Raw genomic sequence first — 26,548 nt, forward strand, 5'->3', positions numbered from 1 at the left:
GGCGTTTCAACAGGAATTCCCATGACTCCATCGCTGCTAATGGCCGTTCTCGCCTCGGGCTTCATTTATGGCATCACGCCGGGGCCGGGTGTGCTGGCGGTGTTCGGCATCGGTGCGGCGCGCGGGCGGCGGGCCGGAGCGGGGTTTCTGTGCGGGCATTTGCTGGGCGACGTGGTCTGGTGCAGCACGGCGCTGATCGCGATTGTCGGTGCGCGGGAAATCGGCAGCACCGCGTTCGATGTGTTGGGCGTACTCAGCGGGCTCTACCTGTTCTGGCTGGGCCTGCGCGCGGTGCGGGCTCGTCGCGGCAGCGCCGAGGCGCCTCAGGGGCCGGCGCGGCAGCCATTCTGGCACGGCATCCTGTTCGGTTTGACCAATCCCAAGGCTTATCCGGTGGCAGTGGCGACCTTTACTGCGCTGTTGTCCAGCCGTGCAGAATTGCTGCATTGGTCGATGTTGCCCTGGTTGATCATCCTGAGCTTCGTTGGTGGCCTTTTGGCCTACGCTATTCTCATAGGCATCGTCGGGGCGCGTCAGGTGCGCACGTTGTATCAGCGTCATGAACTGGCGATCACCCGGTTGTGCGGGGTAATGTTCATCGGTTTTGCCATCAATGCCTTGGTGCATGCGCTGCCTGGGTTGGTGACGAACAAGGCTTGAGGCTGATCGCAGGGAAGCGTCAGCGTACAGTCATCGCTCGGGCGTATGACCGGTCAGGGAGGGTTGTTCAATGTTGCATTGTCCGGACACGCTCTCGGCATTATGGAAACCAGAAATTCCGCCCCACTGGCGAGCTACATCGACCTCTTGCTGGACGCCGTCTGTGCGGTGGATAAACAAGGTCGCTTCGTATTTGTCAGCGCGGCCTGCGAGCGCATTTTCGGTTACACCCCCGACGAGCTGATCGGCCAGCCGATGATCGATCTGGTACATCCCGCCGACCGACAGCGCACCCTCGACGCCGCGCGGGAGATCATGGGCGGCGAACCCAAGCTCAATTTTGAAAATCGTTACCTGCGCAAGGATGGCCGGGTGGCGCACATTCTCTGGTCTGCGCGCTGGTCGGAAGCCGACCAATTGCGCATTGCCGTGGCCCACGATATCACTGAGCGCAAACAGGCCGAGTCCCGACAAGCGGCGCTGTACGCAATCTCCGAGGCGGCCCATGCGGCGGAAGATCTGCTGGCGCTGTTCAAACGCGTCCATTTGATCATCGGCGAATGGCTCCCGGCGTTGAATTTCTCCGTGGCGCTGTATGACGAGCACTGCGCGCAGCTGAATTTTCCCTATCACGTCGACGACCGTGAACCGCAACCCGAGGAGCCCGGGACTGTGACCGGGCGTCTTTGCAGCGAAGTGATTCGCAGCGGCTTGCCGATCCTGCTGACTCCGGATCAGGACAATCCGCCGGCGGGGTTTGCGGCACTGGTCGCCGGCCAGGATTCGCCCTGCTGGCTGGGCGTGCCATTGAGTTCGAAGAACGGCACCATTGGCGCATTGATCGTTAAAAGCGTACCGGGCGGCGAGCGTTACACCGAGCAAGACAAAGAGCTGCTGCAGTATGTTTGCGCCCAGGTCGCGACCGCTATCGAGCGCAAGCAATTGCATGCCCGGCTCCAGCGCATGGCCCAGTACGACCAACTGACTCAGTTGCCCAATCGCGAGTTGCTGCGCGAACGCCTCAAAGCCTCGCTGGAGCTGGCCCGAACAGACTCCGGTCGAATGGCTTTGCTCTACGTCGACCTCGACCGCTTCAAGCATGTCAACGACACCCACGGTCATACGGTCGGCGACATGCTGTTGCAAGCGGTCGCCAATCGGCTCAAGGGCTGCGTGCGTGAAACCGATACCGTGGCGCGCATCGGCGGTGATGAATTTGTGGTGTTGTTGCACAGCATCCATGCCGCAGAGGATGCCGAGCGTGTGGCGGGAAAAATCCGCCAGGTGCTGGTTCAGCCCCTGCGCCTGGACGGGCATAACCTGAGCATCCAGCCGAGCATTGGCGTTGCGCACTACCCCGAACACGGGACTGAAGAAAATCAGTTGTTCAGGCATGCCGACGAGGCGATGTACAGCGCCAAGCGCCAGCATCACCTGCGTCTCGGGGCCTGAAAGCCCGTCACCGTTCGTCGCAGCGTTGCCAGTTTTTCTAAACCTTTTTGACTATGGAAATTCTTATTCTATGCGGGCGGCTGCTCGCTGCTCTCATCATCAAGAGGATGAAAACCATGCCTACTTCAAAAAATCCGAGTCCGGGTAGTGCCCATGATCGAACGAAGGCGTCTGAAGCCGGTCGCAAAGGTGGGAAAACCACCACGACGACCGTTGATAAAGACTCCGCGAAAGGCGGCATGGGCCGCAAAGGTGGTCAGAAATCCCGGTAATAGTGACGGTGGTTTTATTAAAAGACGGGGGCGTAAGCTCCCGTTTGAATTTTCAAAGAAGGAGGGCGCGACCATGAGCCGGATGGCCACCCGTTTACGCAATGCCAGTTTTGTCACGTTACTGGGGCTGTTTGCCAACAGTGCCTTTGCCCAGTCAGCCGCTGAATTCATCAACGAAGCGTCGGCCAAAGGCATGGCCGACATCGAAGCCAGCCGTCTGGCGCACCAGAAAACCGAATCCAAAGAGGTCAAGGATTACACCATTGTGGTGATCAATGATCTCACCACCGCGAACCAGCATCTGGCGAAAATTGCCAAGCAACTTGATTTACCGGTCGCACCACGCGAAGAGGTGATGGACAAGGCCAAAACCCTGATTCCGGAGGTGAAGGACGATGCGTCCTTCGATCAGGCGTACGCCGCCAGTCAGGTGAAAACCACCCAAGAGACCATCGAGCAGCTTCAACAACAAGCGCAGACCACGGACGTGCCGCAAATCAAAGCGTTCGCCGAAGAAACCTTGCCCAAACTGCAAAACCACCTGCAAATGGCCAGAGAGCTGCAAGCCAGTCGTTAGCACCAATGGCGCGGGTGACGTCACCGGTCATCCGCGGGGCATGGGTCAACATTCATTCAATCCTGTTTCTTTGTTTCCGGGACGACAGTGCCGTCCAGAGGAATCGTTTCGCCCTCGCCGAGGTTGCGATATTTCTTTCTCAATTCTTCCAGCTGATTGAGATCCAGCGATTCGAGACCCAGCATCGCGTTCTGCGCTTCTTTCGTTACTCGCAATAACTCATCGATCTTCAAGTGCAAAATGTCCGTGTCGCGGTTCTGGGTGTTCTGGATCAGGAACACCATCAGGAAAGTGATGATGGTGGTCGAGGTGTTGATGATCAATTGCCAGGTATCGTTGAAATGAAAAATCGGCCCGCTCAAACCCCACAGGATAATCAGAACGATCGCCCCCAGAAATGTCCGGGGCAGGCCGGCCCACAGAGAGAGTTTCTGTGCAATTTTTGCGAATTTCATTGCCGTGCTCCTTATAGGGATGCGCCTGATTTTCAGACAGCACGGGCATAACGAAAATTCTGCTGAATAGTGCCTGCGCATGGATGCGTGAACCCTCTGTCAGAGGCTGATCGTCGGGGCCGAAAAAGTCGCAACCATTTCCACCGACATGGGGTCACTACTTCAAGCCTGTGAAACTGGAGACCAGCATGAACCTCGCTCGCACGTTTTACCTTTGCTGCTGCCTGCTTGCGTTGCAAGGCTGCTTCGATAACTCGGATAACGAGACCAAAGACAATACTGATGGCACCAAGTCTTCGGTGCAGATGCAGGAGAAGGGTAGTGATAAGCAGTGAGGATTGACGCTAGTTTGTGAATTGGTTTGCGCCTAAGGATTTGTTGCGTCTGGAATCTTTGATTGGAATCTTTCTTTGTGCCGGTTTGTGTCTAGTATCAAATGGCAGTCAATTTGCCAGCATGCAAACACACGGATCGAAACCAAGTAAGAGGTCACTCATGGAATTCTTTGAGAAGTTAGCAAGCCTAGCCGCCAAGGTTCGTTTGCAAAGCGCTGCAATTCAGACGGAGGAGGCGACCAAGAATGCTTTCGTCATGCCCTTCATCAGTACGGTGCTGGGCTACGATGTCTTTGATCCGAGTGAGGTGACTCCAGAATTCGTTTGCGATATCGGAACGAAACAAAGGAGAAAAAATTGACTACGCAATCATGAAGGAAGGAGAGGTACAGATCCTCATCGAGTGCAAAAAAATAGGCGAGTCGCTGCACATCAATCACGCCTCCCAGCTGTTTCGTTATTTCCATGTCACCAGCGCTCGAATCTCTATCCTCACCAACGGCCAAGTCTATAAATTCTTCACCGACCTGGATGCGCCCAACAAGATGGATGAGAAACCGTTTCTTGAACTCGATCTTCTGGATATCGATGAGTACTCCGTCCCCGAATTGATCAAGCTCACCAAGTCTGCATTCGATGTGGATTCGATCATCAATGCTGCAGGTGAGCTGAAATACGTCAGTCAGATCAAAAAGGTCATCGCCTCGCAGGTCATCAAACCTGATGACGACTTTGTAAAAGTCTTCGCCTCCCGAGTGTACGACGGGGTCATAACTCAGAAAGTCCGTGAGCAGTTCCACGAGCTGACGAGAAAAGCAGTCGTGCAGTTTCTCAATGATCAGATCAATGACCGACTCAAATCAGCGATGAGTGGTGCCATTCAGCCTGCGCTGGCATCGAGATCGGTTCCTGCCGGCGGCAGTGATCCGACAGATCAGCGTGACGAATCAGAGGATAAAGTGCTGACGACCCTGGAAGAATTGGAGGGTTATCACATTGTCCGTGCGGTGGTTCGTTCGGTTGTAGACGCTAAACGGATAGTGCAACGCGATACGCAAAGCTATTTTGGGATCTTGCTCGATGACAATAATCGCAAGCCGATTTGTCGCCTTCACTTCAATCGTTCACAAAAGTACATTGGGATTTTTGACGAAGAAAAAAATGAAACGCGGCATCCGATTGGCTCGGTTGATGAGATTTACGATTATTCGGATCACTTGAAGAAGACAGTTGGGTACTACGACTGACCGTGTTGGGTAAACGGCATACAAAGAACCGGCCCCTTGAGGCCGGTTTCTTTTTACATATCTATTCACGCCGACAACGTCACCTCAGTCTTCCAGCTGAAATACCCCAACACTTCACAGCGCTGGTTGATCAGCATAAAGCTCAGTTCGCAGGCCACCACGCCTGGGGTCAATTGCGAGCACTCCCAGTAATGATCATCGGCTTTGTGACTGCCCGGTTGGGTCGGGTTGGCCGGGTCGGGCGCGGGGACTGTCTGCTCGCCGTTGACGACCAGTTTGGGTGGCGAAAGGATCCCGGCATCGCTCACCGAAATGTTGTGAAAGACAACGCTGTGTTCGGCCAGCAGGCTGACGGTTCTGCCGCGGAGATGGAAGACTTGGCCGTTACTGGCTGTTAGCGTCACTTTGCTGTCATTTTTGGTTTTTTTTGTTGTTTCTGTACCGCTGATGGCGAAGATGAAGCCGTCTTCAATCACCGTCGGTTTTTGCGCTTCAAGACTGGGTTGCGGATAACGGGAAAGCAGCGATTCGGCATCGACGATCAGCAGCACACTACTGGCTCTCACGACGCTCGCCGAAGGGGAGGTAATCGGTTCGGAAGTCATCATGGATTCCTTTCATGATGTTGACGCAAAACGGTAACCGCTTCGGTTCAAGCGAGACATCCTGTTCCAGCCGAGGCGGCAACGAGCTCGGTAGGCCCCTCGTTGCCAAGGGGCCCGGCCCAACATCAGTTATGGATGGTAATGAACGGATCCCATGTGCAGCAGCCGATGATCTGGCAGTCGCGATTCACGATCAGAAACTGGAAGTGATAGGTCACGCTGCCGCAAGCAAGGGTTTCCGAAGACCAGTAATGGTTATCGACCTTCTGGCAGCTGGGCACCGACGGATTGCTGGTGTTAGGGACTGCAAAGGAGGCGGTAGCCTTGCGTGGCGTGGGCGTAGAGATCAACTCGTTGCCTGCGTTACCGACGAACTTGTAGAAAATCACTGCTTGCTCGAAGCCTAGCGACAGGCTGGTTTCACGCCAGCGAATCAGATCGCCTACCTGTGCTTTCAAGTTGAGCTCGCCACCGGCCTGGCCACTCACCACGTTGTTCTGATTGGTCACCATGTATACATGGTTGACGTCGATCATCGTCGGTGCAGCAGGGTTTTTGCTGATGTTCGGGTAGTTTTTCAGAATGGTTTCGGTGTCGATCGAAACAAGTACATCCGTGACTCGAGACATAGTAAAGCTCCTTTGATAGTGATTACCTGGCTACCTACCAGGCACAACGCTTTGCCTTGCGGCCGTTGCGAACACACTACTGGGGAACCCACTCGATCACGGGGGCGAGCTGGCCTTGCTCCTTGCCTTGAAATGACGGGTTGGGTTCCTTCCAACAGGCCGCGAGTAGGACTATAGATGTCATTTTTATACTGTCAAAATCGCTTTTGCCATCGGTCGACGAACGGTCCTTTCGGTTATGACTTTCAATGATTTGGCGATAAGAAAAGGCTCACTCAGATCCTACGCCCTCCAAAAGTCGGGATAGGGCAGAGCACATCGGTCGATGTATCGTAGCGAACCGGTTGTCTGCCTCTGGCTACAACCTGCACCGACAGGAGAACGATATGAGTTGGTCCGCCAAACAATACGTAGCGTTTGAAGATGAGCGCACGCGCCCGGCGCGTGACTTGCTGGCCGCCATCCCCACAATGGACGTCCAATCGGCAATCGACATCGGTTGCGGCCCGGGTAATTCCACCGAGTTGCTGGTGCAGCGCTTTCCCAATGCCGCGGTGCGAGGGGTGGACAGTTCGCCCGATATGATCGAGGCCGCCCGCCAGCGCTTGCCTCAGGTGCAATTCGACACCGCAGACATCGATGTCTGGAACGATGCCGGCCCGTTCGACGTGATTTTCGCCAATGCGGTATTGCAGTGGCTGCCCGATCACGACCGGTTGCTGCCGTCATTGGTGACCAGGCTTGCTCCCGGCGGTAGCCTGGCGATTCAGATGCCCGACAACCTCAACGAACCGTCACACAGGTTGATGCGCGAAGTCGCAGCGAACGGCCCTTGGGCTGACAAACTGGCGGGAGTCGCTGGGCTGCGAACGGAAATGGAGGATGCGGGTGGTTACTATTCGATGCTGCGTGCCCACTGCACTCGGGTCGATGTATGGCGCACCACTTACTATCATCCCCTCTCGGATGGCGCATCGGGCGTTGTCGAGTGGTTCAAGGGCAGCGGTTTGCGGCCTTTTCTTGAGCCGCTGAATGAAGCGGAGCGAGTGCAGTATCTCGAGCAGTATCTGACGGCAATCGAGAAGGCCTATCCGACGCTGAGTGATGGTTCTGTGCTGTTGCCGTTTCCGCGTTTGTTCATAGTGGCAACACGCTGACGTACAAAGGGACATGCGTGGCCGTTTGTCCCTTTGGTTGACCAACCTTCGAACCATCAGCCCTGCTGCAAAACTTTGAGTGCGGCCGAAGCCAGAAATCCGGAGCGACTTTTCTCTTCCGGATGATGCAGTACGTATTCGTCGATGCGGTTGAGCAAGTAGCCGGGCAGGGTGATGTTGAGTTTCTGAGCCTTGCCCAGGTATTTAGTGACATCGATGTCCACCACGGCCCACGTACACCCTGCGTACTGTGGATTGGTTGCATGCAAGGTCACTTTGTTGGCGGGCGGAATCGGTGATCCGTCTTCGGCCAATATTTCGAAATGGCCTTCGATGGCTTCGCGCGCCATGGCCATGGCGTCATCCAGATCCTCCCCAGCGGAGAAACAACCCGGAATATCCGGTACTTCCACGCCCCAGGCGTGTTCGTCATCGCCCATGGAAATCGCAATTGGGTAAAGCATGTTTGTCATTCTCCGAAGGCGCTGTCCATCGACTCGTCAGAGCAGCGCCTGTTGCAAAATACTGATGGCCGTTTTTTTGAGCAGATCCTTTTTCGGATGAGGAACCGTTACCAGTCCAGGCTTGGTCGGATGCTTGAAATGGTGATGGCTTCCCTTGATTCGTACCAGATACCAGCCATCTGCAACGATTTGGCTTATCAAAAAACGGCTATTCACATCACCTCCCTGTGGTGTGCTTGTGGTTACTATACCTACTGAAATTCACTAATCAACACTATAACCACCAATGCGTCCTCAGCACTGATGTGCTAGCGGTATGAAATGAGTCTAGGAGGGCATTTGGCGATGGCTTGGGGGAGGTCTGCTTTCTGTATTGCAGGGTTTTGCCGAGGCGCTGGAGAGCGTGGGAGATCAAATTTCATGCATAAAAAACCGGCCACTTCGGATCAATGTCAGTGAGTTGGGCGAATCGGACATGTAGGAGCCAGGCTTGCCGGCGAAGGCGTCCTTAAGAGCGCTTTCGCCGGCAAGCCTGGCTCCTACGAAAAGGGGTTGCTCGCTTAACTGACTGAGATTGAGTAGTAGCTTCTAAATCAGCTGATCAATCAAAACCGCGTTGGTATAGATCAAGCTTCCATCGCTCGCTCGATGCCCGACCAAATGGAACTGACCTCGTCCGTGCTGCAAGTAGACGCGCATTTGGCAGTCGGACAAGGGGCCGTATCCCTCTGGCAAGACCAAATCCATTGAGCTCATGTCGACATCAACCATGGCTTCAGGCTCATGAGTCTTCTGTAGGCGTTCTTCAGCTTGCTCTAGACTCAGATGGAGGGGGCCATCGACATCAAAGCTGATCTCACCCACCGGGGTGGACTTTGGGGCGCCGCTGGGTTTGCACCAGCCTTCGATTGTCAGGTTACTCATGACGAAACCTCCGTCGTGGACTGCTGGACTTTGTAGCTCTCGTGTCTTCTCAAGCCATCCGCTTCTGGCCAGTTCTGCCATCCCGTCATCAGGATTGAGTATAGCTGGCAACCTGGTCTCGCTTGCTGTGCGCTACGCCCGTTTAGTCCATAGAAACGTAATGCTGAATATCCATAGTTGTATGTAGCGAATCGCTTTAAACGATTAGCTTAATATTCGTTGGAATATCCCTGCATCAGGTTTTTCAAAAAAGCACTTGTTCCGTCCGTGCACTATACTTCTTGCTGACTTTACCGCCGAATGGGACGGTATTTTCTGCCCTGCTTGGACGTCAGTGGCGATGCGTTTGCATAACCAGTGAACAACAGGAATAGGATGAACAGAAAATGGCAATAGCAATTATCTTGATATTAATCGTTATTGCATCCGTGTTGTTCCATCTACTAGCGCCTTGGCAGGCGACACCGGCAGCTTCCAACTGGGGATCTATAGACACCACCCTGTTCATCACAATGATCATCAGTGGAATATTTTTCATTGCTATCACGGTATTTATGGCGGTAGCCGTGATGCGTTATCGTCACAAGGAGGGTGCCAGGGCGCACTATCAGCCAGAAAGTAAAAAACTGGAAACATGGTTGATTATCGTGACCTCGGTAGGGATTGCCGCAATGTTGGCGCCAGGCCTGGTGGTTTACAGTGATTTCATCCGGGTGCCGAAAAATGCTTATGAACTTGAAGTGGTCGCCCAGCAGTGGCAGTGGGCCTTTCGTTTTGCCGGCCAGGACGGGAAACTGGGTAAATCGGATATCAAGTTTGTTGATTTTACCAATCCCCTCGGCCTTGATCCCAAGGATCCTGTCGGGCAGGACGATGTGCTTATAAAAAATAATGAAGTTCGCCTTCCGCTCGATCAGCCTGTGAAGGTTTTACTGCGCTCTAAAGATGTGCTGCACAATTTTTATATCCCGCAAATTCGCAGCAAGATGGACATGGTGCCGGGGATGGTGTCGTACTTTTGGTTTACACCAACTAAAACCGGGAAATATGAAATCCTTTGTGCTGAATATTGTGGTGTAGGTCATTACAACATGCGCGGCCAGATGATCGTGGAAGAGCAGGGCGCCTTCGATCAATGGCTGAACAGCCAACCGACTTTTGCGCAGACATTAACGACAGCAGCCAAACCCAGTCAGGACAGCGTGCTGGAAAAAGGTCGCTTATTGGTCGAACAATACGGCTGCGGTGCCTGCCATAGCCAGGATGGCAGTACCCGTCTCGGCCCGGGATGGAAGGGGCTGTACGGCCGCACTGAACAGTTTGCCGATGGCACCCGTGCGCTGGTTGATGAGGCCTACCTGAAAGAGTCGATTCTCGATCCGAAGGCCCGGCTGGTACAGGGCTACCCGCCAGTCATGGTGGCCTATACTCTCACTGAAGATGAACTGGACGCTGTCGTCGCCCTGATCAAGTCGCTGGGTGCCGCGCAGCAAGAGCCTTCTGCTAGCGAAAAGTTGGACAGAGGTGACGACTTGGCGACGCAGGGGCAGCGGCTGGCCGAGTCGCTCGGCTGTCTGGCCTGCCACAGTGTCGATGGCAACAAGGGCGTCGGCCCCAGCTGGCAGGGCCTGTATGGCAAGACCGTAACCCTTGCCGACGGTACGAGTATCAAGGCCGATGAGGGCTATATAAAGGATTCGATTCTTAATCCCGGCGCCAAAATCGTCAAAGGCTATGCAGCCGTCATGCCGGCCTTTACCCCGAGTGATCAGGAGTTGAACGCACTGATCGCTTTTATCAAATCCAAAGCGAATGCCGACGCTGATGCGAGCAAGGCGGAGCCAGGGAAGTAGCCGTAAAGCAGCCAGGAATGCACCGAAACTTCGAACAGGAGGATGACGTGATGGCCTATGCGGAGCAAGCCGAAACAGAAGCGCTACACGAACCCAAAAGCTTCCTGACCAAATATATCTGGAGTCAGGACCACAAGGTCATAGCCATTCAATATTCCTTGACGGCTATATTCGTGGGCGTTATCGCCGTGGTGTTGTCTGGCTTGATGCGCATACAGCTTGGCTTTCCCGGCACTTTGGAGTTCATGGACGCCAGTGCTTACTATCAGGCGATGACCATGCACGGCATGATCATGGTCATTTACTTGCTGACGGCCTTGTTTCTGGGTGGCTTCGGTAACTATCTGATCCCGCTGATGGTCGGCGCCCGCGACATGGTCTTCCCCTACGTCAACATGCTGAGTTACTGGTTCTACCTGCTAGCGGTAGTGGTGCTGCTCTCCAGTTTCTTTGTTCCTGGCGGTCCCACCGGTTCGGGCTGGACGCTCTATCCGCCGCAGTCCATTTCTCAGGGGACACCTGGGGTCGAGTGGGGCATCGTCCTGATGCTCGTCTCACTGGCGATTTTTATTGTTGCAGCCACCATGGGCGGGTTGAACTACGTCACCACGGTGTTGCAGGCGCGCACGCACGGCATGACATTGTTTCGCATGCCGCTCTCCGTATGGGGCATCTTCATGGCCTCGATCATGGCCTTGCTGGCTTTCCCGGCGTTGTTCGTCAGTGCGGTCATGATGCTGTTCGACAAGTTGTTGGGCACCAGCTTCTTTATGCCGTCGATGATCTCGCTGGGGCAGCAGATCGATCACCAGGGTGGTAGCCCAATATTATTCCAGCACCTGTTCTGGTTCTTCGGCCACCCGGAAGTCTACATCGTGGCTCTCCCTGCGTTTGGTCTGGTCTCCGACTTGATCAGCACGCATGCGCGGAAAAATATCTTCGGCTACCGGATGATGGTGTGGGCCATTATTGCGATTGGCGTACTGAGCTTTGTGGTCTGGGCGCACCATATGTATGTCAGCGGAATGAACCCGTATTTTGGCTTTTTCTTCGCCGTCACCACCTTGATCATCGCGGTGCCGACCGCACTGAAAGTCTACAACTGGGTGCTGACCCTGTGGCGCGGCGACATTCATCTGACCGTGCCGATGCTGTTTGCCCTGGCCTTTATCGTCACCTTCCTGGTCGGCGGTCTGACCGGGTTGTTTCTCGGCAATGTGATCGTGGATATTCCGCTCTCGGACACCTATTTCGTCGTCGCCCATTTTCATATGGTCATGGGGGTCGCACCGGTATTGGTGGTGTTCGGCGGCATTTATCATTGGTTCCCGAAAGTCACCGGGCGCATGTTGAACGACACCCTGGGCAAGCTGCATTTCTGGATTACCTTTCTGGGCACCTACGCCATCTTCTTCCCCATGCACTACCTCGGTTTCCAGGGCATGCCTCGCCGCTACTACGCCTATGAAAACTACGCGTTCATCCCGCAGTCAGCGCAAGAGTTGAATGCCTTCATTACGGTGATCGCATTGATCGTCGGCGTTTCCCAGTTGCTGTTCTTGTTCAACCTGGCCTGGAGTGCATTCAAGGGCAAGCCCGCAGGCAGTAATCCCTGGGGTGCGGCCAGTCTGGAATGGCAAACGCCGAACACCCCGCCGATACACGGTAACTGGGGAGCGAAGCTGCCGGTCGTGCATCGCTGGGCCTATGACTACAGTGTGCCGGGGATAGAACAGGATTTCGTTCCGCAAACGGTCTCCGCCGAGGAGCTGGAGCAGATGCGGCAACTCAGTGCCGAAGCCAAGATAGCGGACGTTAAAACATGAAAAGGCTGCTATTGAGAAACGCCGACGGCGCTGACCCCGGCGGCAGTTGGAGTCGCGACCCTGGGGGTATTCAGGCCCCCGAGGGTGCCGATAGAGGCCAAATCGCAAGAGTGGGCCTGCGCTTGTTTCTGGTCGTGGTGAGTTCGTTATTCTTTCTCTTCCTTTTCGCCTTTATTGCCCGTTCACAAATGGCCGACTGGCTCCCCCTGACAGACCCCTTGGCGCCGTTAGCCAATCTCTGGCAGCTATGGCTGAATTCGGCTTTTCTGGTATTCAGTTGCATCGCACTGCAGTGGTCGCGTATGGCCGCCCGGCAGGCTCGGCTGGACGCTACGGTCATTGGTTTTGCATTGGGGGGCGTATTTGCCATTGCCTTTCTGGTGGGGCAACTCTGGGTCTGGCAGCAGTTTGTGGCCTGGGGCTACTTTGTCGCCAGCAATCCGGCCAACAGTTTCTTCTACCTGTTGACCGGCCTGCACGGGCTCCACCTGCTGGGCGGGCTGATAGCCTGGAGCATAATCGTCGCTAAATTCCTGCGTCGCGTGCCGTTGGCGCAACTCAGCGTCAGCGTAGAGCTCTGTACCATCTATTGGCACTACTTACTGGGTCTTTGGTTCGTGCTATTCGCTTTGCTGGCCAGCACGCCGCAAACCTATGAAGCCATCGCCAGATTCTGTGGCCTGAGGTGAAAAGCCATGGCATCGCCCCCACTTGCCCCAGTCGAATCCAGTTCATCCAATCCACCAGACTCACCGCCTGCTCCGGGATGGCAGGGCATCGCCAGCGACTGGTCCTCGGATAGAGAGGTCTTCAAGCAGGTCCCTTGGGGCAAGGCGATGATGTGGATATTCCTGCTCAGCGATACGTTTATATTCACCTGTTTTTTAACCGGCTATATGTCGGTACGCATGACCATCACCACTGCCTGGCCGAACCCCAGCGAAGTGTTCGCATTGACGATCGGCGGCAGAGAAATCCCGCTTATTCTGATCGCCATCATGACCTTTGTGCTGATCAGTAGCAGCGGCACCATGGCCATGGCCGTTAATTTCGCCTATCGCCGTGATCGCGCGAAAACCACTGCCCTGATGCTGGCGACCGCTGCCTTGGGGGTGACCTTCGTCGGCATGCAGGCATTTGAATGGAGCAAGCTCATCGCAGAAGGGGTGCGTCCCTGGGGGAACCCCATGGGGGCGGCGCAATTTGGTGCCAGCTTTTTCATGATTACCGGTTTCCACGGACTGCATGTGTCAATCGGCGCCATCTACCTCAGCATTGTGGCGATGAAAGTATTGCGGGGAGATTATGAGCGCTCCGGAAACTATCAGAACGTCGAGATAGCCGGGCTCTATTGGCACTTCGTGGATTTGGTGTGGGTGTTTATTTTTGCATTCTTCTATTTATGGTAGAGGAGCACGGGTGATGGCACATGCTCAGGGTCAGCAACATCCAATCAGTTTGTACCTTAAAATCTGGGGGCTGTTATTCGTCCTCAGCACGCTGTCGTACCTTGTCGACTATTTCCACTTCCATGGCTACCTTCGGTGGTCCCTGATTATCACTTTCATGTTGTTGAAGGCAGGTTTGATTGTCTCCATCTTCATGCATATGGCCTGGGAACGGTTGGCCATGGTCTACGCCATACTGTTGCCACCTTTATGTTTACTGGTGCTCGTCGGACTGATGGCCACCGAGGCAGACTATGTTTTCCTCAGCCGAGTCATTTCCTTCGGCCAATAAACAGCTTCCGAATGGCCATGAGTCTCCAGGGCTAACCCGATATCACTCGCTTGAACTGATGCCATTTGTGCTGCCAGGCCACTGTCCAGTGGGGGGCTGCCGTTCCCGTGCCGGCGATCGTCAGCTTTGGATGATGTTCAATTACTCGATCCAATACCGGTTCCTGATTCGGTTCAACATCCACAAAGAAGATGTGTTTTCCCTCTTCTACCATCTGTTTGAAATTGCGGAAGTGAGCATTAGGCACCTGGATACCAAAGAAGCCGCCTTCCCAGATGCAGAAGCCAAATATAACAATGGCCAAGAAGATAAAAGGCACCCAGCCTGCGGCGGATTCGGTCCAGCCCATCCAATAGGCGCCGCCAAGGACCAGCGCCGCGAGTGGAAAGCCGACCAACGCACCAATCTCGCCAGAGTGAACAACATCCTGTTTCATCAGCGAGTTAACCTCGTGGAGGTGATGTTCTTCAACATCAGCCACTTGTTCACTGAGCACATGAATTTGTTCGGTATTGATGCCGTTGGCTTCCAGTTCATTTTCAACGGCCTCGAGATCATCGAGATTGTCACTGATGTAATAGTGCCGATTCATGCCACACCTCCCATCTCGTGTTGGCTGTAGACCTCCCTTGTCCTGCAGCCGTTAACTGAGATTTGCAGTCGATGTCTGTGCACGTGGGGAACGTTGCACACTTGATGCAATTCGTAGGAAGTATAGCATTCGCCAGCATGCGGGGCGGGAGGCGTCAAGGTCTGGAAGGCGGTGTTGGGGCTGGGCGTGCGCCGACGAGTTCTGCATTGCGGCGCCACATCCAGACGTTCCCCTGTCAGCCATTCGTAGAGGAATCCAAAACGCTAATTTCCGTAGATATGAAAACATTAACGCTTGATGAAATTTGATAATAAATCCGTGTTTTTCGAAAAAAACGCTAACAGACTTGGGTAGTCGCGCTCATCGATCAGCGGACAACAGGCGAAAACGAGGAGATGACTCAGAGCCCGATTCCACCAAACCCCAGACACAAAAAACCGGCCATCAAGGCCGGTTTTTCTTTACCTGCATCCCTCGCCAAAAAAACCGACGTGAGACAAAAATTCGATTGGAGCGGGTGAAGGGAATCGAACCCTCGTTATCAGCTTGGGAAGCTGGAGTAATGCCATTATACGACACCCGCTCAGAGCGGCTGACTTTGTACCAGATGTGCGCGTGAAAATGAAGTTTTTCTTTGCGCGCGATGGCTTTAGCACGGGTGAAACGAAAGCATCGATCGCGTAGCGGTCATTCGCGGGCAAGCCTCGCTCCTGCAGGAATGCGCTTAACGCTGCAGGGCTGAGCTTGCTCGCGATGACTCTGTTTCAGATTGCCAATGCATGGTGGTCCTGGACGTAGTGGTAACGCGGTCGGCTTTCTTGTTGCGTCGGTTTCAGAAAGCCCAGCAGTGCGTTGCGGCTGTCTCGGCAGGCGGCTTTGTGCTCCATGTCGAGAAAGTGGCCGGTGGCCTGCAGGGTGCTGAAGGTGCTGTGCTGCACGTGACCGGCGAACAGCTTTGCATCGGCGGCGGCGGTGTACTCGTCCCATTCGCCGTTCATGAACAGCACCGGCACATTAATTTTCTTCGCCGCGTTCAGGTAGCACTGGCGGTCGCTGTTGAGCACGTCGCTGATGTGAAAATGCATCTGCCCGTATTCATGCTCGGCCAACGAACTGACGTGACGGTAGTTGAAGCGCTTGAACAGCGAGGGCAGGTGTTTGCCGATGGTGCTGTTCACCAGGTCACCGACCCGGTTACCGTCCCGGCTGCCGAGATAATCGACACCGCGCTCAAGGTAGTCGAGCATGTGCGCGTTGACCACCGGCGAGAACGAGCTGATCACGGCCTTTTCGATGCGCCGTGGCTGTTGGGCGAGGGCGACCAGAGTGGCGGCGCCACCAAAGGAAAACGACAGCACGTGTTCGGCGGCGAAGTGGTCGATCAGCTCAAGGAGGATCTGCCCTTCGATTTCCTTGGTGAGCATTTTCTCATGCAGGTTGTGGGCTTTTGACTTGCCCGCGTAGGGCTGGTCGTAGCACACCACATTGAACTCTGGGTAAAGGTTTTTCACGGTCTGTGCAAACGACGCAGTCGTGGACATCGATCCGTTGACCAGAATAATGGTCTTCTCTGCGGCGTCTGCGCGATAGAACTCCGTGTAAACCCGATACTGACCTTGTATATCCAGCACAGCGATTTCTGGCCTCATGACATAAGACTCCTGGCAAGCGGGTATGCGCGCAAATCAGATTGCACGAGCTTTGTGACAGGTAGGCATACGCCTGGAATTTTGAAGGCCCATGTCGATCCATTGCACGCTGGTCGACGGGTATTGTTATAAGCGGGCAGTTTGCCGGGGGAAGGCGGAACCTGAGGGTTCTCTGCCGGCAAAAAGTTTCTTAGAGTAGTTTTGTGACTCGTCGGTCACGTTTCGCGCCGACGTCCTGATTCAAGCAGGGGTCACGTCATCGCGCAAGTATCTTTCGCAAAATTTTCAGCGGCTTCTGCTGAGCGGTCGCCTGCTTAGATCATTCGGATCTCATCGCTGCTCAACGGCCGGTATTCGCCGGGCTTCAACATGTCATCGAGCACCAGCGGACCCATGCGTTCGCGGTGCAGGCGCAACACCTTGTTGTCGAAGTGGCCGAACATCCGTTTAACCTGATGATAGCGGCCCTCGACGATGCTCAGGCGCGCAGATTTTGGCCCGAGTACGACCAGTTCGGCCGGTTGTGTGGTGAGGTCTTCGAAGGCGAAATACAGGCCTTTGGCGAAGGTGATCGCGTATTCGGCAGTGATGTCCTGCTCGGTCTCGACGTAGTAGACCTTGGGCAGTTTGGTCTGCGGTTGGGTCAGGCGTCGCGACCAGCTGCCATCGTTGGTGATCAGCATCAGGCCGGTGGTGTTGAAGTCCAGGCGACCGGCGATGTGCAGGTCCTCCTTGTCCGATTCATCGATCAGGTCGAGTACGGTCGGGTGTTGCGGGTCGCGTGTGGCACTGACGCAACCGGGTGGTTTGTGCAGCATGAAGTAGCGGGCCGGCTTGCCAACTTGCAGCACCTCTTCGTCGACCTCTACGCGGCTGAACTCGAGCACCTCGGCGTGGGGGTCGCTGACGACTTCTCCGTCGACCCTGACGCGCTTTTCCACCAGCAACAGGCGTACCTGCTTACGGTTGAAGCGGGGCAGGTTGCTGAGGAAGCGGTCAACGCGCATGGCTAGGGTTCGGTGGGGGATTCGGTGGGAGAGCGCCGCGCATCTTACGTGATCGGCTCGGCGGCTGCTTGCAACTGCATCTCGACCTGGGCGCAAGACGGGCACAGGCAGGACTTGTCGCGCAATTCGGTGGGCAGCGCCTGAAGCACCGCCGGATCGATGCTGACGCCGTAGCACCAGCAGGCATGATCGACGGTTCGCGGGTCAGCCAGGCTGCAGTCGTTGGAGGCGCCGCAGGCTGGGCAGAGGTCAGGTTTATTCATGAAGGGGTATTCGATTACGGCCGTTTTGTTTAGCCCGAGACCGCGCATGATCGGCCGGCAAGCACTCCTGCGCAAGCCGGCGATCCTGGAAATCAACGCCGATCGTTCAGATACGCACGCCACCCGCCCAAATGACTGATATCCACCGCCCTCTCCAAGCCATAGGGCTCACAGATAAACCCGCTCTCCCAACGCCCATCCGCCAGTTGTACCTTGCCCAACCCCAGCGGTGCCGGAATAGCGGTCAGGAACGAGCCCAACTCACTGCTCGGCAACTCCCACACTTCCACCGCAATCGCCGCGCCACCTTCCTTCACTCGGACCATGCCCGGGCGATAGGGTGGGCCGCCGGCCAGGGCATACAGCCGATAGTCGGGGGAACTGTGAGTGGCTTCGAGCAACCGGGCTCCACGCTGCTTGAGTTGCCAGTTCAGCGCCAGCCCATCCAGGTGCGCGCCGCAGACCACCAGCCGTGCGCGATCATTGCGTGCAATGTTCGTCGGCGCAGACGCGGCCAAGCCTTGCTGACGTTGCAGGGCATCCGCCACGCTCAACAGATACTGATCGGTAAACGTCCGTCCGAACAACGTCACGCCCCATGGCAAACCATTGCCCATGAATCCGCTGGGCACGGCGACGGCGGCGTAATCGAGCAGGTTCATGAAGTTGGTGTAGTAGCCCAGTTCCGAGTTACGCAGCACCGGTTCGGCCGCAAGCTCCGCCAATGTCACCGGGCGACCGATGGTTGGCGTGACCACGCAATCAAGGCCTTCCAGAGCTTTGTCGCACAGCGCTTTCAAGGCCTGCAGACGGTATTGGGCGCGGAAGGTTTGCACGCCAGTCACCGCTGGAGCCTTGGCCAATACGGCGCGAATCACCGGCAGCACGGCTTGAGGATGTTGCTCCATCAACTCGCCGGCCACGCTGTAACGTTCCGCCACCCACGGCCCTTCATAGAGCAACCGCGCCGCTTCGAGAAACGGCGACAAATCCAGTTCGACCGCTTCGCCGCCCAAGGCTTTGAGCTGGTCGATGGCGTCGCCGAACAGCAACGGGCCTTCAGGGCAGCCGAAGAACGCCAGATCCTGCGCACGGGGCACGCCGAAAAGGAATGGACGCGGTGTGCCGAAGGCCGAACCATCATTCCACAGCGGATTACTGCGGCTGTATTCGTCCCGTGGATCGAGATGAGCGGTGAGCGCGAGCAACTGACTGGCTTCCCGGGCCGTGGCCGTGAAGGTCGTGACGCAATCGAGCGTTCGACAGGCCGCAACCACACCGGCCGTGGAGATCAGCCCTTTGCTGGCTTTCAAACCGACCAGATTATTCAATGCCGCCGGCACGCGACCGGAACCTGCCGTGTCTGTGCCCAGGGAAAAACTCGCCACGCCGAGTGCCACCGCCAATGAAGATCCGGCGCTGGAACCGCCCGACGGATACTCCGGCAACACGCTGTTCGGGCAAGCGCCATACGGCGAGCGGCTACCATTGAGGCCGGTAGCGAACTGATCGAGATTGGTCTTGCCCAACGGAATCGCACCCAGCGCCAGCAGTTGCTCGACGATGGTTGCCGAACGTTCCGGCACATAAGCAAACGCCGGGCACGCTGCCGTGGTGGGAATGCCCGCCAGGTCGATGTTGTCCTTGATCGCGAACGGTACGCCGTACAGCGGCAGGCTGCCTGGGTCACGACCGTCGAGTGCGGCGAGGTACGGTTCCAGTTCCTCGACACTGAGCAAATGGATGAACAGGTGATAGTCCGGGTTCAGTGCCGCGGCTTTTTCCCGTAGGCTCAGCAGCAGTTGCCGAGGCGTAGTGCTGCCGTCATGGTAAGCGTTGCGCAGGGCGTCGAGTTGCAGATTGATGTTCATGGCGTTAATCCTTTTTTAATGGCTTGAGTCGAGTTCCAGCACCACCACACGCTGCCCGGCGCGCACCGCCGAACCCGGTTGCGCGCGAATCTCCCGTACCACACCCGCCATGGGCGCGAGCAGCGGGATTTCCATCTTCATCGACTCCAGAATCACCAGCACATCCCCCGCCGCGACCCGGCTGCCTGCCTGCACCTGAACTTGCCAGAGGTTGCCGGCGATGTGGCTATCGACGCTCTGTTGACCGTCGGCCAGCGGTGCATCATCGGTCACTTCATGGGCCAACTCTTCGCTGTCGAAGTGCGCCTGGCCGCTGCTGATCCAGCGTTCGCGCTCGGCGTTGAACGCGCTTTTTTGCTGATCCCGAAATGCCGCGATGCTCTGGGCTTCTTTCGCCAAAAACGCCTGGTAATCCGCCAGATTCAACTGACTGTGTTCGATGTTCAGATCAAATCGCCCAAGCGGGAAATCCCGACGAATGCGCAACAGTTCATCGGCGCTCACAGGGTAGAACCGGATCTGGTCGAAGAAGCGCAGCAGCCACGGCTTGCCATCGAACGCGGAGACTTCGCGATAGCGATTCCACATCTGCAGCGTACGGCCGACGAACTGATAACCACCCGGGCCTTCCATGCCGTACACGCACATGTAGGCGCCGCCGATGCCTACCGAATTTTCCGCGGTCCAGGTGCGGGCCGGGTTGTACTTGGTCGTCACCAGACGATGCCGAGGATCGAGCGGGGTGGCGACCGGTGCGCCGAGGTAGACATCGCCCAGGCCCATCACCAGATAACTGGCGTCGAACACTGTGCGTTGCACTTCGTCGAGGTTCGGCAGGTCGTTGATGCGGCGGATGAACTCCAGATTGCTCGGGCACCAGGGCGCGTCCTTGCGTACGGTGGTCATGTACTTCTCGATCGCCAATTGGCAGGCCGGGTCATCCCAGGACAGTGGCAGATGGACGATGCGCGAGGGCACCTGCAGGTCCTTGGCGGCACACACCGCGTCCCATTCACCGGCGACAATGCCCAGCAGATCGGCCAGCGGCAGTTGCTCCGGTTGGTAATGCACCTGCAGTGAGCGAATGCCCGGCGTCAGGTCGATCACGCCGTGCAGGTTTTTGCTTTCCAGCGCCTGCATCAGCGCGTGGGCGCGAAAGCGCAGGACCAGGTCCAGTTCGGGGGCACCGATCTCAAGTAGCAGATGCGTGTCGCCTGACAATCTGGCAACCAGCAGCGTATCCCCCTGACCCAAATCCAACACCACAGGCGACACAGTCCCCTGTGGGAGCGAGTCTGCTCGCGATGGCGGCAGAGCATCCGGCATCGAGGTGACTGACACACCGCTATCGCGAGCAGGCTCGCTCCCACAGGGGGAATCCCATTTCAGGGCGAGTTGTCGGGCGGTCCTGAGATCGACCGGTAAAAACTGAACCTTGTCCCCAGCCTTGAGCTGCCCCAGCTGCCAAAGGTCCGCCTCGATCACCGTCACCGGGCAGACAAAGCCGCCGAGGCTCGGGCCATCCGGCCCCAGAATCACTGGCATGTCCCCCGTGAAATCCACCGCGCCAATGGCGTACGGATTGTCGTGAATGTTCGACGGATGCAGCCCGGCCTCGCCACCGTCGGCCCGCACCCACTCAGGCTTCGGCCCGATCAGCCGCACACCGGTGCGGCTGGAATTGAAGTGCACTTCCCACTGCGTGGCGAAGAAGGTGCCGATGTAGTTTTCGGTGAAATATTCCGGGGCGCCGTGCGGGCCGTAAATCACCCGAATCTGCCGCACGGCAGGCAACTCGATAACGTGCTGGATCGCCAGGTTTTGCCCGGCGCTGTGGTCGCTCAAGGCCGGAATATGCAATACGTCCCCAGCACGCAATGCACGACCGGCATGGCCACCAAACTGGCCGAGGGTGAAGGTACTCTTGCTACCCAGATAATCCGGCACTTGCACGCCGCCGCGCAGGCACAGATAGCTGCGCGCGCCTGCACCGCCAATGGTGCCGAAGCTCAAAGTGGCACCGGCGGGAATCAACAGTGCAGTATTCATCGGCACCACTTCACCGTTCAGCATCAACGGAATCACCGCACCCGTAACGGCCACCACCGCCTCACAATTGAAACGCAGCAGCGGCCCGCTCATGGTGATTTCCAGTGCTGCTGCACCTTCATCGTTACCCAGCAAGCGATTGCCCAGGCGCAGTGCCCGGCTGTCCATCGGCCCCGACGGCGGCACGCCCACCGCCCAGTAACCGAGGCGTCCCGGATAGTCCTGAACGCTGGTCTGCGTGCCGGCGCTGAGCACTTCAAAGGTGTTGGCTTGATAGACCAGGCCTTCCAGGCAACGGGTCCACGGCTGGCCGCTGGCAAAGGGTGTATCGAGCAGAATCTGCCGCAAGTAATCGCGGTTGGTTTCCACCCCGTACAGCAGGCTGTCGCCCAGAGCCTGATGCAGATCGACGCGCGCTGCTTCGCGAGTCGGTGCCCAGCTGATGACCTTGGCGATCATCGGATCGAAGTACGGCGGGATCTCGCAACCGACCTCGACCCACGTGTCGATGCGCAGGTGTTTGCCATCGGTAACCGGGAAATTGACGGCAGTGAGCAGACCGGGACTCGGCTGGAAATCCCGGCCCGGATCTTCGGCATAGAGTCGTGCCTGAATCGCATGACCGTCGGCTTTCAATCCCTGACTCAACTCGCGCAGCGGCGGCAAATCACCGGCCGCCAGTTCCACCATCCAGCGCACCAGATCCACGCCCCACACTTGTTCGGTGACGCCGTGCTCCACCTGCAAGCGGGTATTCACTTCAAGAAAATAGAAACGCTGGGCATCGCTGTCGAAGACGAACTCCACAGTGCCGGCGCTGCGGTAATTCACCGCTTTGGCCAGTTTGATGGCCGCTGCACAGAGTTCCTCGGCCATGCCCTCGCGCAGATTCGGCGCCGGGGTTTCTTCGAGGACTTTCTGGTTGCGCCGCTGCACCGAGCAGTCGCGCACGCCGAGGGCAAGCACCTCGCCCTGGCCGTCGCCGAACACCTGCACCTCCAAGTGCCGGGCGCGCTGGATGTACTTCTCGATGAACACGCCGGCGTCGCTGAAATTGTTCTGACCAAGGCGTTTGACGGCTTCGAATGATTCGCTCAATTCAGCAGCGCTGCGGCACACGCGCATACCGATCCCGCCACCGCCGGCGGTGCTTTTGAGCATCACCGGGTAGCCGACCTGTTCGCCCGCTATCAACGCTGCATCGAGGCTATCGAGCAGCTCGGTGCCTTCGAGCATTGGCACGCCGTGTTGCTTGGCCAGTGCGCGGGCGGTGTGCTTGAGGCCGAACACCCGCAATTGCTCCGGTGTGGGGCCGATGAAGGCGATGTCGGCCGCTTCGCAGGCTTGGGCGAATGCAGCGTTTTCCGAGAGAAAGCCGTAGCCGGGATGGATCGCGGTGGCGCCACTGGATTTAGCGATGGCGAGGATTTTGTCGACTGCCAGATAAGTGCCAGCGGCAGCGCCTTCACCGAGGCTGTGGGATTCAAAGGCTTGCAGGATGTGCAGGCTGGCGGCATCGGCTTCGGAGTAAACGGCAACGCCCTTGACCTGCAATTCACCCAAGGTACGCAAGATGCGACAGGCAATGGCGCCGCGGTTGGCAATGAGGACTTTTTCGAACATGGCATAACCCCCGGAGGCGATAAAGCATCAGCCTCGACCTGGGATGCGGGCCGTCCCGCAGTTTTTCGAGATGCACCCGGGCCGTCCCGGATGGCTGAGGTTCACTCGATCCCTGTAGGAGCTGCCGAAGGCTGCGATCTTTTGATCTTGATTTTTTGGGCATCGATGAAGATCACAAGCAAGATCAAAAGATCGCAGCCTTCGGCAGCTCCTACAGGGTTGCTCATTTAATGCACTGCCCGGAACGGCTCTGGCAGAGGGCAAACAACCACCGCCGCAAGCGCGAAATTTTCAGTTCCATACCAATAGCTCCGCAGGCGTCGGGTTGTAGGCGTTGCATGGGTTGTTCAGTTGCGGGCAGTTGGAGATCAGCACGATCACGTCCATCTCGGCCCGCAGATCGACGTATTTGCCCGGCGCCGAAATCCCGTCTTCGAAGGTCAGGCCACCGTCGGCCGTCACCGGCACGTTCATGAAGAAGTTGATGTTCGGCCCGATGTCTCCCTTGCCCAGCCGACCATCGTGGGCACAGGCGCGCAGGTAGTTGTCGCGGCAACTGTGCATGTAGCGTTTCTCCAGTGCGTAACGCACGGTGTTACTCTCTTGGGCGCAGGCACCGCCGAGGGTGTCGTGACGCCCGCAAGTGTCGGCGACGATGGTCAGCATCGGTTTGCCGAGGTTGGAATAGAGCACGCTGCCGGTGCTCAGGTAGACGCTGTTCTGCCGACACAACGTGCGCTGTACGTCATAGCGCTCCTTGGGATTGGCGAGGCTGTAGAACAACGTGTCGACGGCCTGATTGCCTTCCAGGTCGAGGATGCGCAAGGTCTGGCCGGCCTTGACCTCCATCAGCCAGGGTTCGCCGGCGGGGATGGTGGCGCGGTAGATCGCGGTTTCTGGTTGCCTGTTTGTAGTAACGGCAGCGGTGGCGATAGCAAGTGACATGGCAGCGATCCTCAGGCGAACAGACGGTCGGTGTTGATGAAGCCGCGCTCGTTTTCCGGGCGCGAGGTGCGGCAGTGTTCGGCGACACTCGCATCGGCGTTCATCCAGCTGAGCTTCAGCGGTTTGGGTGCGTACTCAGGCGCCGGATCCATCGGATGTTGCAGCGCGGTGAGCACCACCAGGGTGTCCATCGGCGCGTACAATTCGATGTAATCACCGGCCTTGGAATGGCCTTCGACGAAGTGGAAATGCCCGGCCTCATCGACGTTCACACGGCTGAACAGGTTGAGGGTCATCAACAGATCGGACAGGCCCAAACCCCACTTGCCCAGTTCCACCAACAGGTTGTCGGTGCCGTTGCGGAAGAAGCCATTGCGCAGTTCCTGATAGCGGCCCGCGCCGTACTTTTGCGCGACCTCTTCAGCGCACAGCACGCCGCCGAGGCTGTCGCTCCAGCCGCAGGTGTCGGCAGTGATTGCCGCCAATACGCGGCCCATGTCCGAGTACAGGCAATGGCCAGTGGTGAGCTTGGCGGTGTGTTGGCATTTGAGGCTGTCGGGCAAGTTCAGGCGTTCGGTTTTTTCGTTGGCGTTGAGTAGCGTCAGGCTGACATTGGCACCGCCGCGCAGGTCGGTCAGGCGCAGCAATTGGCCGCGTTTCAGAACGAAGGAACGATGGCCGCCGCCAGGGAGCATTTCTTCGGCGAAGGGCGGGAACAGCTGGGTCGAATCAGTCATGTGTAGATTCCTCTAAGCGATGCGAAGCGAACCTGCCAACGGAGCCGGCAGGGCGTCGACGGCGGCGCGATTGGCGCGGCGGTCGCTGTTCAAAGGGATGTCGTAGGTGATGCGTGCACCATAGGCGCCGGGGGCGTGCGGATCGATGCGGACCTTGTCGAACACCAGCAAACGGGTGCCGAGGCTGAAACCTTCGGACAGGTCATGGGTGACCATGAACACTGTCAGCTGGGTCTCGCGCCACAGTTCCAGCAGCAAGCCGTGCATGTCCTTGCGGATGCCCGGATCGAGCGCGCCGAAGGGTTCGTCGAGCAACAGCACGCGCGGCTTCATGATCAGCGCCTGGGCGATTGCCAGCCGTTGCTGCATACCGCCGGAGAGCTGCGCCGGATATTTGTCCAGCGAGTGACCGAGGCCGACTTTGTGCAGCAGCACCGAAGCCTGTTCCCGCGCCTCGCGTTTGGCGCTGCCGAACAACCGCCCCAGCAGGGGCGAGCGCGGCAGTTCGAGGCCAATGGCGACGTTGTCCAGCACGCTCAAGTGCGGGAACACCGAGTAGCGCTGGAATACCACGCCGCGGCTGGCATCCGGTTCGCTGGCCAGGGCCTGGCCGTCGAGCAGAATTTCGCCGCGACTGGCCCGTTCCTGGCCCAGCAATAGCCGCAGGAAAGTCGACTTACCGCAACCTGACGCACCGACCAAGGTGCAGAACTCGCCCTCGTTGACGTTGAGGTTCAGACCTTCGAGCACTACCTGATCGGCGTATTGCTGCCAGACGTTTTTCACCGTGATGAAGCTCATACCCGCGCTCCTTCATACCAAGGAAAAGCACGCTGGGTCAGGCGTTTCAGGCCCCAGTCCATCAGCCAGGCAAGCAGGGTAATCCACACGACATAAGGCAGGATCACGTCCATCGCCAGGTAGCGGCGCACCAGGAAAATCCGGTAGCCGAGACCATCGGTGGAGGCGATGGCTTCGGCAGCGATCAGGAACAACCACGCCGAACCCAGCATCAGTCGCAGCGAGATCAACAGGCGCGGCAACAATTGCGGCAGCACCACGCGCAGCATCAAGGTCCAGGTCGAAGCGCCAAGCGTCTGCGCCTTGATCAGCAACTCGACGGGAATTTCCCGGGCGCGCTGTTCCAGGTCCCGGGCCAGGCACGGGGTGATACCGATCACGATCAGCATCACTTTCGACAACTCCCCCAGCCCGAACACGATGAACAGAATCGGCAGGATCGCCAGTGGCGGCACCATCGACAGCACGGTGAGTACCGGCGACAAAGGTGCGCCGAACAGCGGCAGGGTTCCGGCGGCGATGCCCAGGCACAGCCCGGCCAATGCACTGATGCCGAGGCCGATGGCCAGCCGTCGCAGGCTGGCGGCGCTGTCTTGCCAGAGCAGGTATTCACCGGTGCGGGTGTCGGCGGTGAAGGCCAGGCGTTTCACGGCGTCGGTCATCTGCACGGCACTGGGCAGCAGTTTGTCGTTGGGGTTGTCCATCAGCCGATCGGCCGAGCCCATGAAGTAGGCAAACAACACCAGGGCGAACGGCAGGATCACCAACAGCAGGCGACTCGGGCGATCCGGGTGGCGATTGATCAGGCGCATGGC

The 26,548-nt window shown here is 57.3% G+C and carries 27 protein-coding genes, 1 tRNA gene and 1 pseudogene; 12 read left to right on the forward strand and 17 right to left on the reverse strand.

The window, feature by feature from the left end:
- The first annotated feature begins 21 nt into the window (after positions 1–21).
- The 4 genes from ACZ89R_RS24700 to ACZ89R_RS24715 all read left to right on the forward strand — a co-directional run bounded on the left by ACZ89R_RS24700 (position 22) and on the right by ACZ89R_RS24715 (position 2,961).
- Positions 22–660: a LysE family translocator gene (locus tag ACZ89R_RS24700; RefSeq protein WP_007903290.1), complete on the forward strand. Its 639-nt coding sequence runs from the start codon at positions 22–24 to the stop codon at positions 658–660.
- A 102-nt stretch (positions 661–762) separates the two neighbouring features.
- Positions 763–2,112 (forward strand): sensor domain-containing protein, encoded by a 1,350-nt coding sequence (locus ACZ89R_RS24705; protein WP_429547790.1) that lies wholly within the window; start codon positions 763–765, stop codon positions 2,110–2,112.
- A 116-nt stretch (positions 2,113–2,228) separates the two neighbouring features.
- Complete coding sequence (locus ACZ89R_RS24710; RefSeq protein ID WP_008014777.1) at positions 2,229–2,384, forward strand: KGG domain-containing protein; 156 nt, start codon at positions 2,229–2,231, stop codon at positions 2,382–2,384.
- A 73-nt stretch (positions 2,385–2,457) separates the two neighbouring features.
- Entirely contained in the window at positions 2,458–2,961 is a 504-nt protein-coding gene (locus tag ACZ89R_RS24715; protein WP_123499151.1) for a DUF4142 domain-containing protein, read from the forward strand.
- A gap of 56 nt (positions 2,962–3,017) precedes the next feature.
- On the opposite strand, the gene ACZ89R_RS24720 is transcribed toward ACZ89R_RS24715, so the two are convergent.
- Positions 3,018–3,416, reverse strand: a complete 399-nt coding sequence (locus ACZ89R_RS24720) for a low affinity iron permease family protein (protein ID WP_218398241.1) — start codon at positions 3,414–3,416, stop codon at positions 3,018–3,020.
- Positions 3,417–3,604: 188 nt separating this feature from the next.
- Here ACZ89R_RS24720 and ACZ89R_RS24725 point away from each other — a divergent pair, with 188 nt between their 5' ends.
- On the forward strand, positions 3,605–3,751 hold the full coding sequence (locus tag ACZ89R_RS24725; RefSeq protein ID WP_217856632.1) for a hypothetical protein: 147 nt from the start codon (positions 3,605–3,607) through the stop codon (positions 3,749–3,751).
- Between the two features lie 160 nt (positions 3,752–3,911).
- Positions 3,912–4,998 (forward strand): annotated as a pseudogene (locus ACZ89R_RS24730) (type I restriction endonuclease).
- 65 nt (positions 4,999–5,063) lie between these two features.
- On the opposite strand, the gene ACZ89R_RS24735 reads toward ACZ89R_RS24730, so the two are convergent.
- Together ACZ89R_RS24735 and ACZ89R_RS24740 are read right to left on the reverse strand one after the other, a co-directional pair.
- Positions 5,064–5,603, reverse strand: coding sequence for an AidA/PixA family protein (locus tag ACZ89R_RS24735; protein WP_429547951.1), 540 nt, complete (start codon positions 5,601–5,603; stop codon positions 5,064–5,066).
- Positions 5,604–5,728: 125 nt separating this feature from the next.
- Positions 5,729–6,232, reverse strand: a complete 504-nt coding sequence (locus ACZ89R_RS24740) for an inclusion body family protein (protein ID WP_095630996.1) — start codon at positions 6,230–6,232, stop codon at positions 5,729–5,731.
- Between the two features lie 386 nt (positions 6,233–6,618).
- On the opposite strand from ACZ89R_RS24740, the gene tam reads away from it, so the two are divergent.
- Positions 6,619–7,389, forward strand: a complete 771-nt coding sequence (gene tam, locus ACZ89R_RS24745; RefSeq protein ID WP_429547789.1) for a trans-aconitate 2-methyltransferase — start codon at positions 6,619–6,621, stop codon at positions 7,387–7,389.
- A gap of 56 nt (positions 7,390–7,445) precedes the next feature.
- On the opposite strand, the gene ACZ89R_RS24750 is transcribed toward tam, so the two are convergent.
- The 3 genes from ACZ89R_RS24750 to ACZ89R_RS24760 all read right to left on the reverse strand — a co-directional run bounded on the left by ACZ89R_RS24750 (position 7,446) and on the right by ACZ89R_RS24760 (position 8,777).
- Positions 7,446–7,853 (reverse strand): type II toxin-antitoxin system HicB family antitoxin, encoded by a 408-nt coding sequence (locus ACZ89R_RS24750; protein WP_429547788.1) that lies wholly within the window; start codon positions 7,851–7,853, stop codon positions 7,446–7,448.
- Between the two features lie 36 nt (positions 7,854–7,889).
- Positions 7,890–8,069: a type II toxin-antitoxin system HicA family toxin gene (locus tag ACZ89R_RS24755; protein WP_048394018.1), complete on the reverse strand. Its 180-nt coding sequence runs from the start codon at positions 8,067–8,069 to the stop codon at positions 7,890–7,892.
- Positions 8,070–8,441: 372 nt separating this feature from the next.
- Positions 8,442–8,777 carry a hypothetical protein gene (locus tag ACZ89R_RS24760; protein ID WP_192344334.1) on the reverse strand — a complete coding sequence of 112 codons (336 nt, stop codon included), beginning with the start codon at positions 8,775–8,777 and terminating at the stop codon, positions 8,442–8,444.
- Positions 8,778–9,163: 386 nt separating this feature from the next.
- On the opposite strand from ACZ89R_RS24760, the gene ACZ89R_RS24765 reads away from it, so the two are divergent.
- Genes ACZ89R_RS24765 through ACZ89R_RS24785 form a run of 5 tightly spaced genes read left to right on the forward strand, consistent with a single transcriptional unit; the run spans position 9,164 to position 14,196 of the window.
- Positions 9,164–10,630 carry a c-type cytochrome gene (locus ACZ89R_RS24765; protein WP_429547787.1) on the forward strand — a complete coding sequence of 489 codons (1,467 nt, stop codon included), beginning with the start codon at positions 9,164–9,166 and terminating at the stop codon, positions 10,628–10,630.
- Positions 10,631–10,680: 50 nt separating this feature from the next.
- Positions 10,681–12,456, forward strand: coding sequence for a cytochrome c oxidase subunit I (gene ctaD, locus ACZ89R_RS24770; RefSeq protein ID WP_429547786.1), 1,776 nt, complete (start codon positions 10,681–10,683; stop codon positions 12,454–12,456).
- On the forward strand, positions 12,453–13,145 hold the full coding sequence (locus ACZ89R_RS24775; protein ID WP_429547785.1) for a cytochrome c oxidase subunit 3: 693 nt from the start codon (positions 12,453–12,455) through the stop codon (positions 13,143–13,145). Before ctaD ends, ACZ89R_RS24775 begins: the two co-directional genes overlap by 4 nt.
- Positions 13,146–13,151: 6 nt before the next feature.
- Complete coding sequence (locus tag ACZ89R_RS24780; protein WP_429547784.1) at positions 13,152–13,865, forward strand: heme-copper oxidase subunit III family protein; 714 nt, start codon at positions 13,152–13,154, stop codon at positions 13,863–13,865.
- A gap of 13 nt (positions 13,866–13,878) precedes the next feature.
- The gene (locus tag ACZ89R_RS24785; RefSeq protein ID WP_123499130.1) at positions 13,879–14,196 is read left to right on the forward strand and encodes a cytochrome C oxidase subunit IV family protein; all 318 of its coding nucleotides are present in this window, start codon (positions 13,879–13,881) and stop codon (positions 14,194–14,196) included.
- 31 nt (positions 14,197–14,227) lie between these two features.
- Here the strand turns inward: ACZ89R_RS24785 and ACZ89R_RS24790 are convergent, their stop codons facing one another.
- From ACZ89R_RS24790 to ACZ89R_RS24840, 11 genes are all read right to left on the reverse strand, one after another.
- Positions 14,228–14,788, reverse strand: a complete 561-nt coding sequence (locus ACZ89R_RS24790; protein WP_429547783.1) for a magnesium transporter — start codon at positions 14,786–14,788, stop codon at positions 14,228–14,230.
- Between the two features lie 509 nt (positions 14,789–15,297).
- A tRNA-Gly gene (locus tag ACZ89R_RS24795) sits at positions 15,298–15,371 on the reverse strand.
- A gap of 181 nt (positions 15,372–15,552) precedes the next feature.
- Complete coding sequence (locus tag ACZ89R_RS24800) at positions 15,553–16,437, reverse strand: alpha/beta fold hydrolase (RefSeq protein WP_123499126.1); 885 nt, start codon at positions 16,435–16,437, stop codon at positions 15,553–15,555.
- Between the two features lie 314 nt (positions 16,438–16,751).
- The gene (locus tag ACZ89R_RS24805) at positions 16,752–17,444 is read right to left on the reverse strand and encodes a pseudouridine synthase (protein WP_429547782.1); all 693 of its coding nucleotides are present in this window, start codon (positions 17,442–17,444) and stop codon (positions 16,752–16,754) included.
- Between the two features lie 44 nt (positions 17,445–17,488).
- On the reverse strand, positions 17,489–17,707 hold the full coding sequence (locus ACZ89R_RS24810; protein WP_429547781.1) for a cysteine-rich CWC family protein: 219 nt from the start codon (positions 17,705–17,707) through the stop codon (positions 17,489–17,491).
- A gap of 92 nt (positions 17,708–17,799) precedes the next feature.
- Positions 17,800–19,578, reverse strand: a complete 1,779-nt coding sequence (gene atzF / locus ACZ89R_RS24815) for an allophanate hydrolase (RefSeq protein WP_429547780.1) — start codon at positions 19,576–19,578, stop codon at positions 17,800–17,802.
- 15 nt (positions 19,579–19,593) lie between these two features.
- Complete coding sequence (gene uca / locus ACZ89R_RS24820; protein WP_429547779.1) at positions 19,594–23,250, reverse strand: urea carboxylase; 3,657 nt, start codon at positions 23,248–23,250, stop codon at positions 19,594–19,596.
- A 291-nt stretch (positions 23,251–23,541) separates the two neighbouring features.
- A complete protein-coding gene (locus ACZ89R_RS24825; RefSeq protein WP_429547778.1) occupies positions 23,542–24,195 on the reverse strand; it encodes an urea amidolyase associated protein UAAP2 in 654 nt (217 codons plus the stop codon).
- An 11-nt stretch (positions 24,196–24,206) separates the two neighbouring features.
- The gene (locus ACZ89R_RS24830; protein ID WP_429547777.1) at positions 24,207–24,932 is read right to left on the reverse strand and encodes an urea amidolyase associated protein UAAP1; all 726 of its coding nucleotides are present in this window, start codon (positions 24,930–24,932) and stop codon (positions 24,207–24,209) included.
- A gap of 12 nt (positions 24,933–24,944) precedes the next feature.
- A complete protein-coding gene (locus ACZ89R_RS24835) occupies positions 24,945–25,733 on the reverse strand; it encodes an ABC transporter ATP-binding protein (RefSeq protein ID WP_123499112.1) in 789 nt (262 codons plus the stop codon).
- The gene (locus ACZ89R_RS24840; protein ID WP_401173138.1) at positions 25,730–26,545 is read right to left on the reverse strand and encodes an ABC transporter permease; all 816 of its coding nucleotides are present in this window, start codon (positions 26,543–26,545) and stop codon (positions 25,730–25,732) included. Before ACZ89R_RS24840 ends, ACZ89R_RS24835 begins: the two co-directional genes overlap by 4 nt.
- Between the last annotated feature and the right edge of the window lie 3 nt (positions 26,546–26,548).

This window comes from Pseudomonas sp. TE3728, from assembly GCF_056279145.1.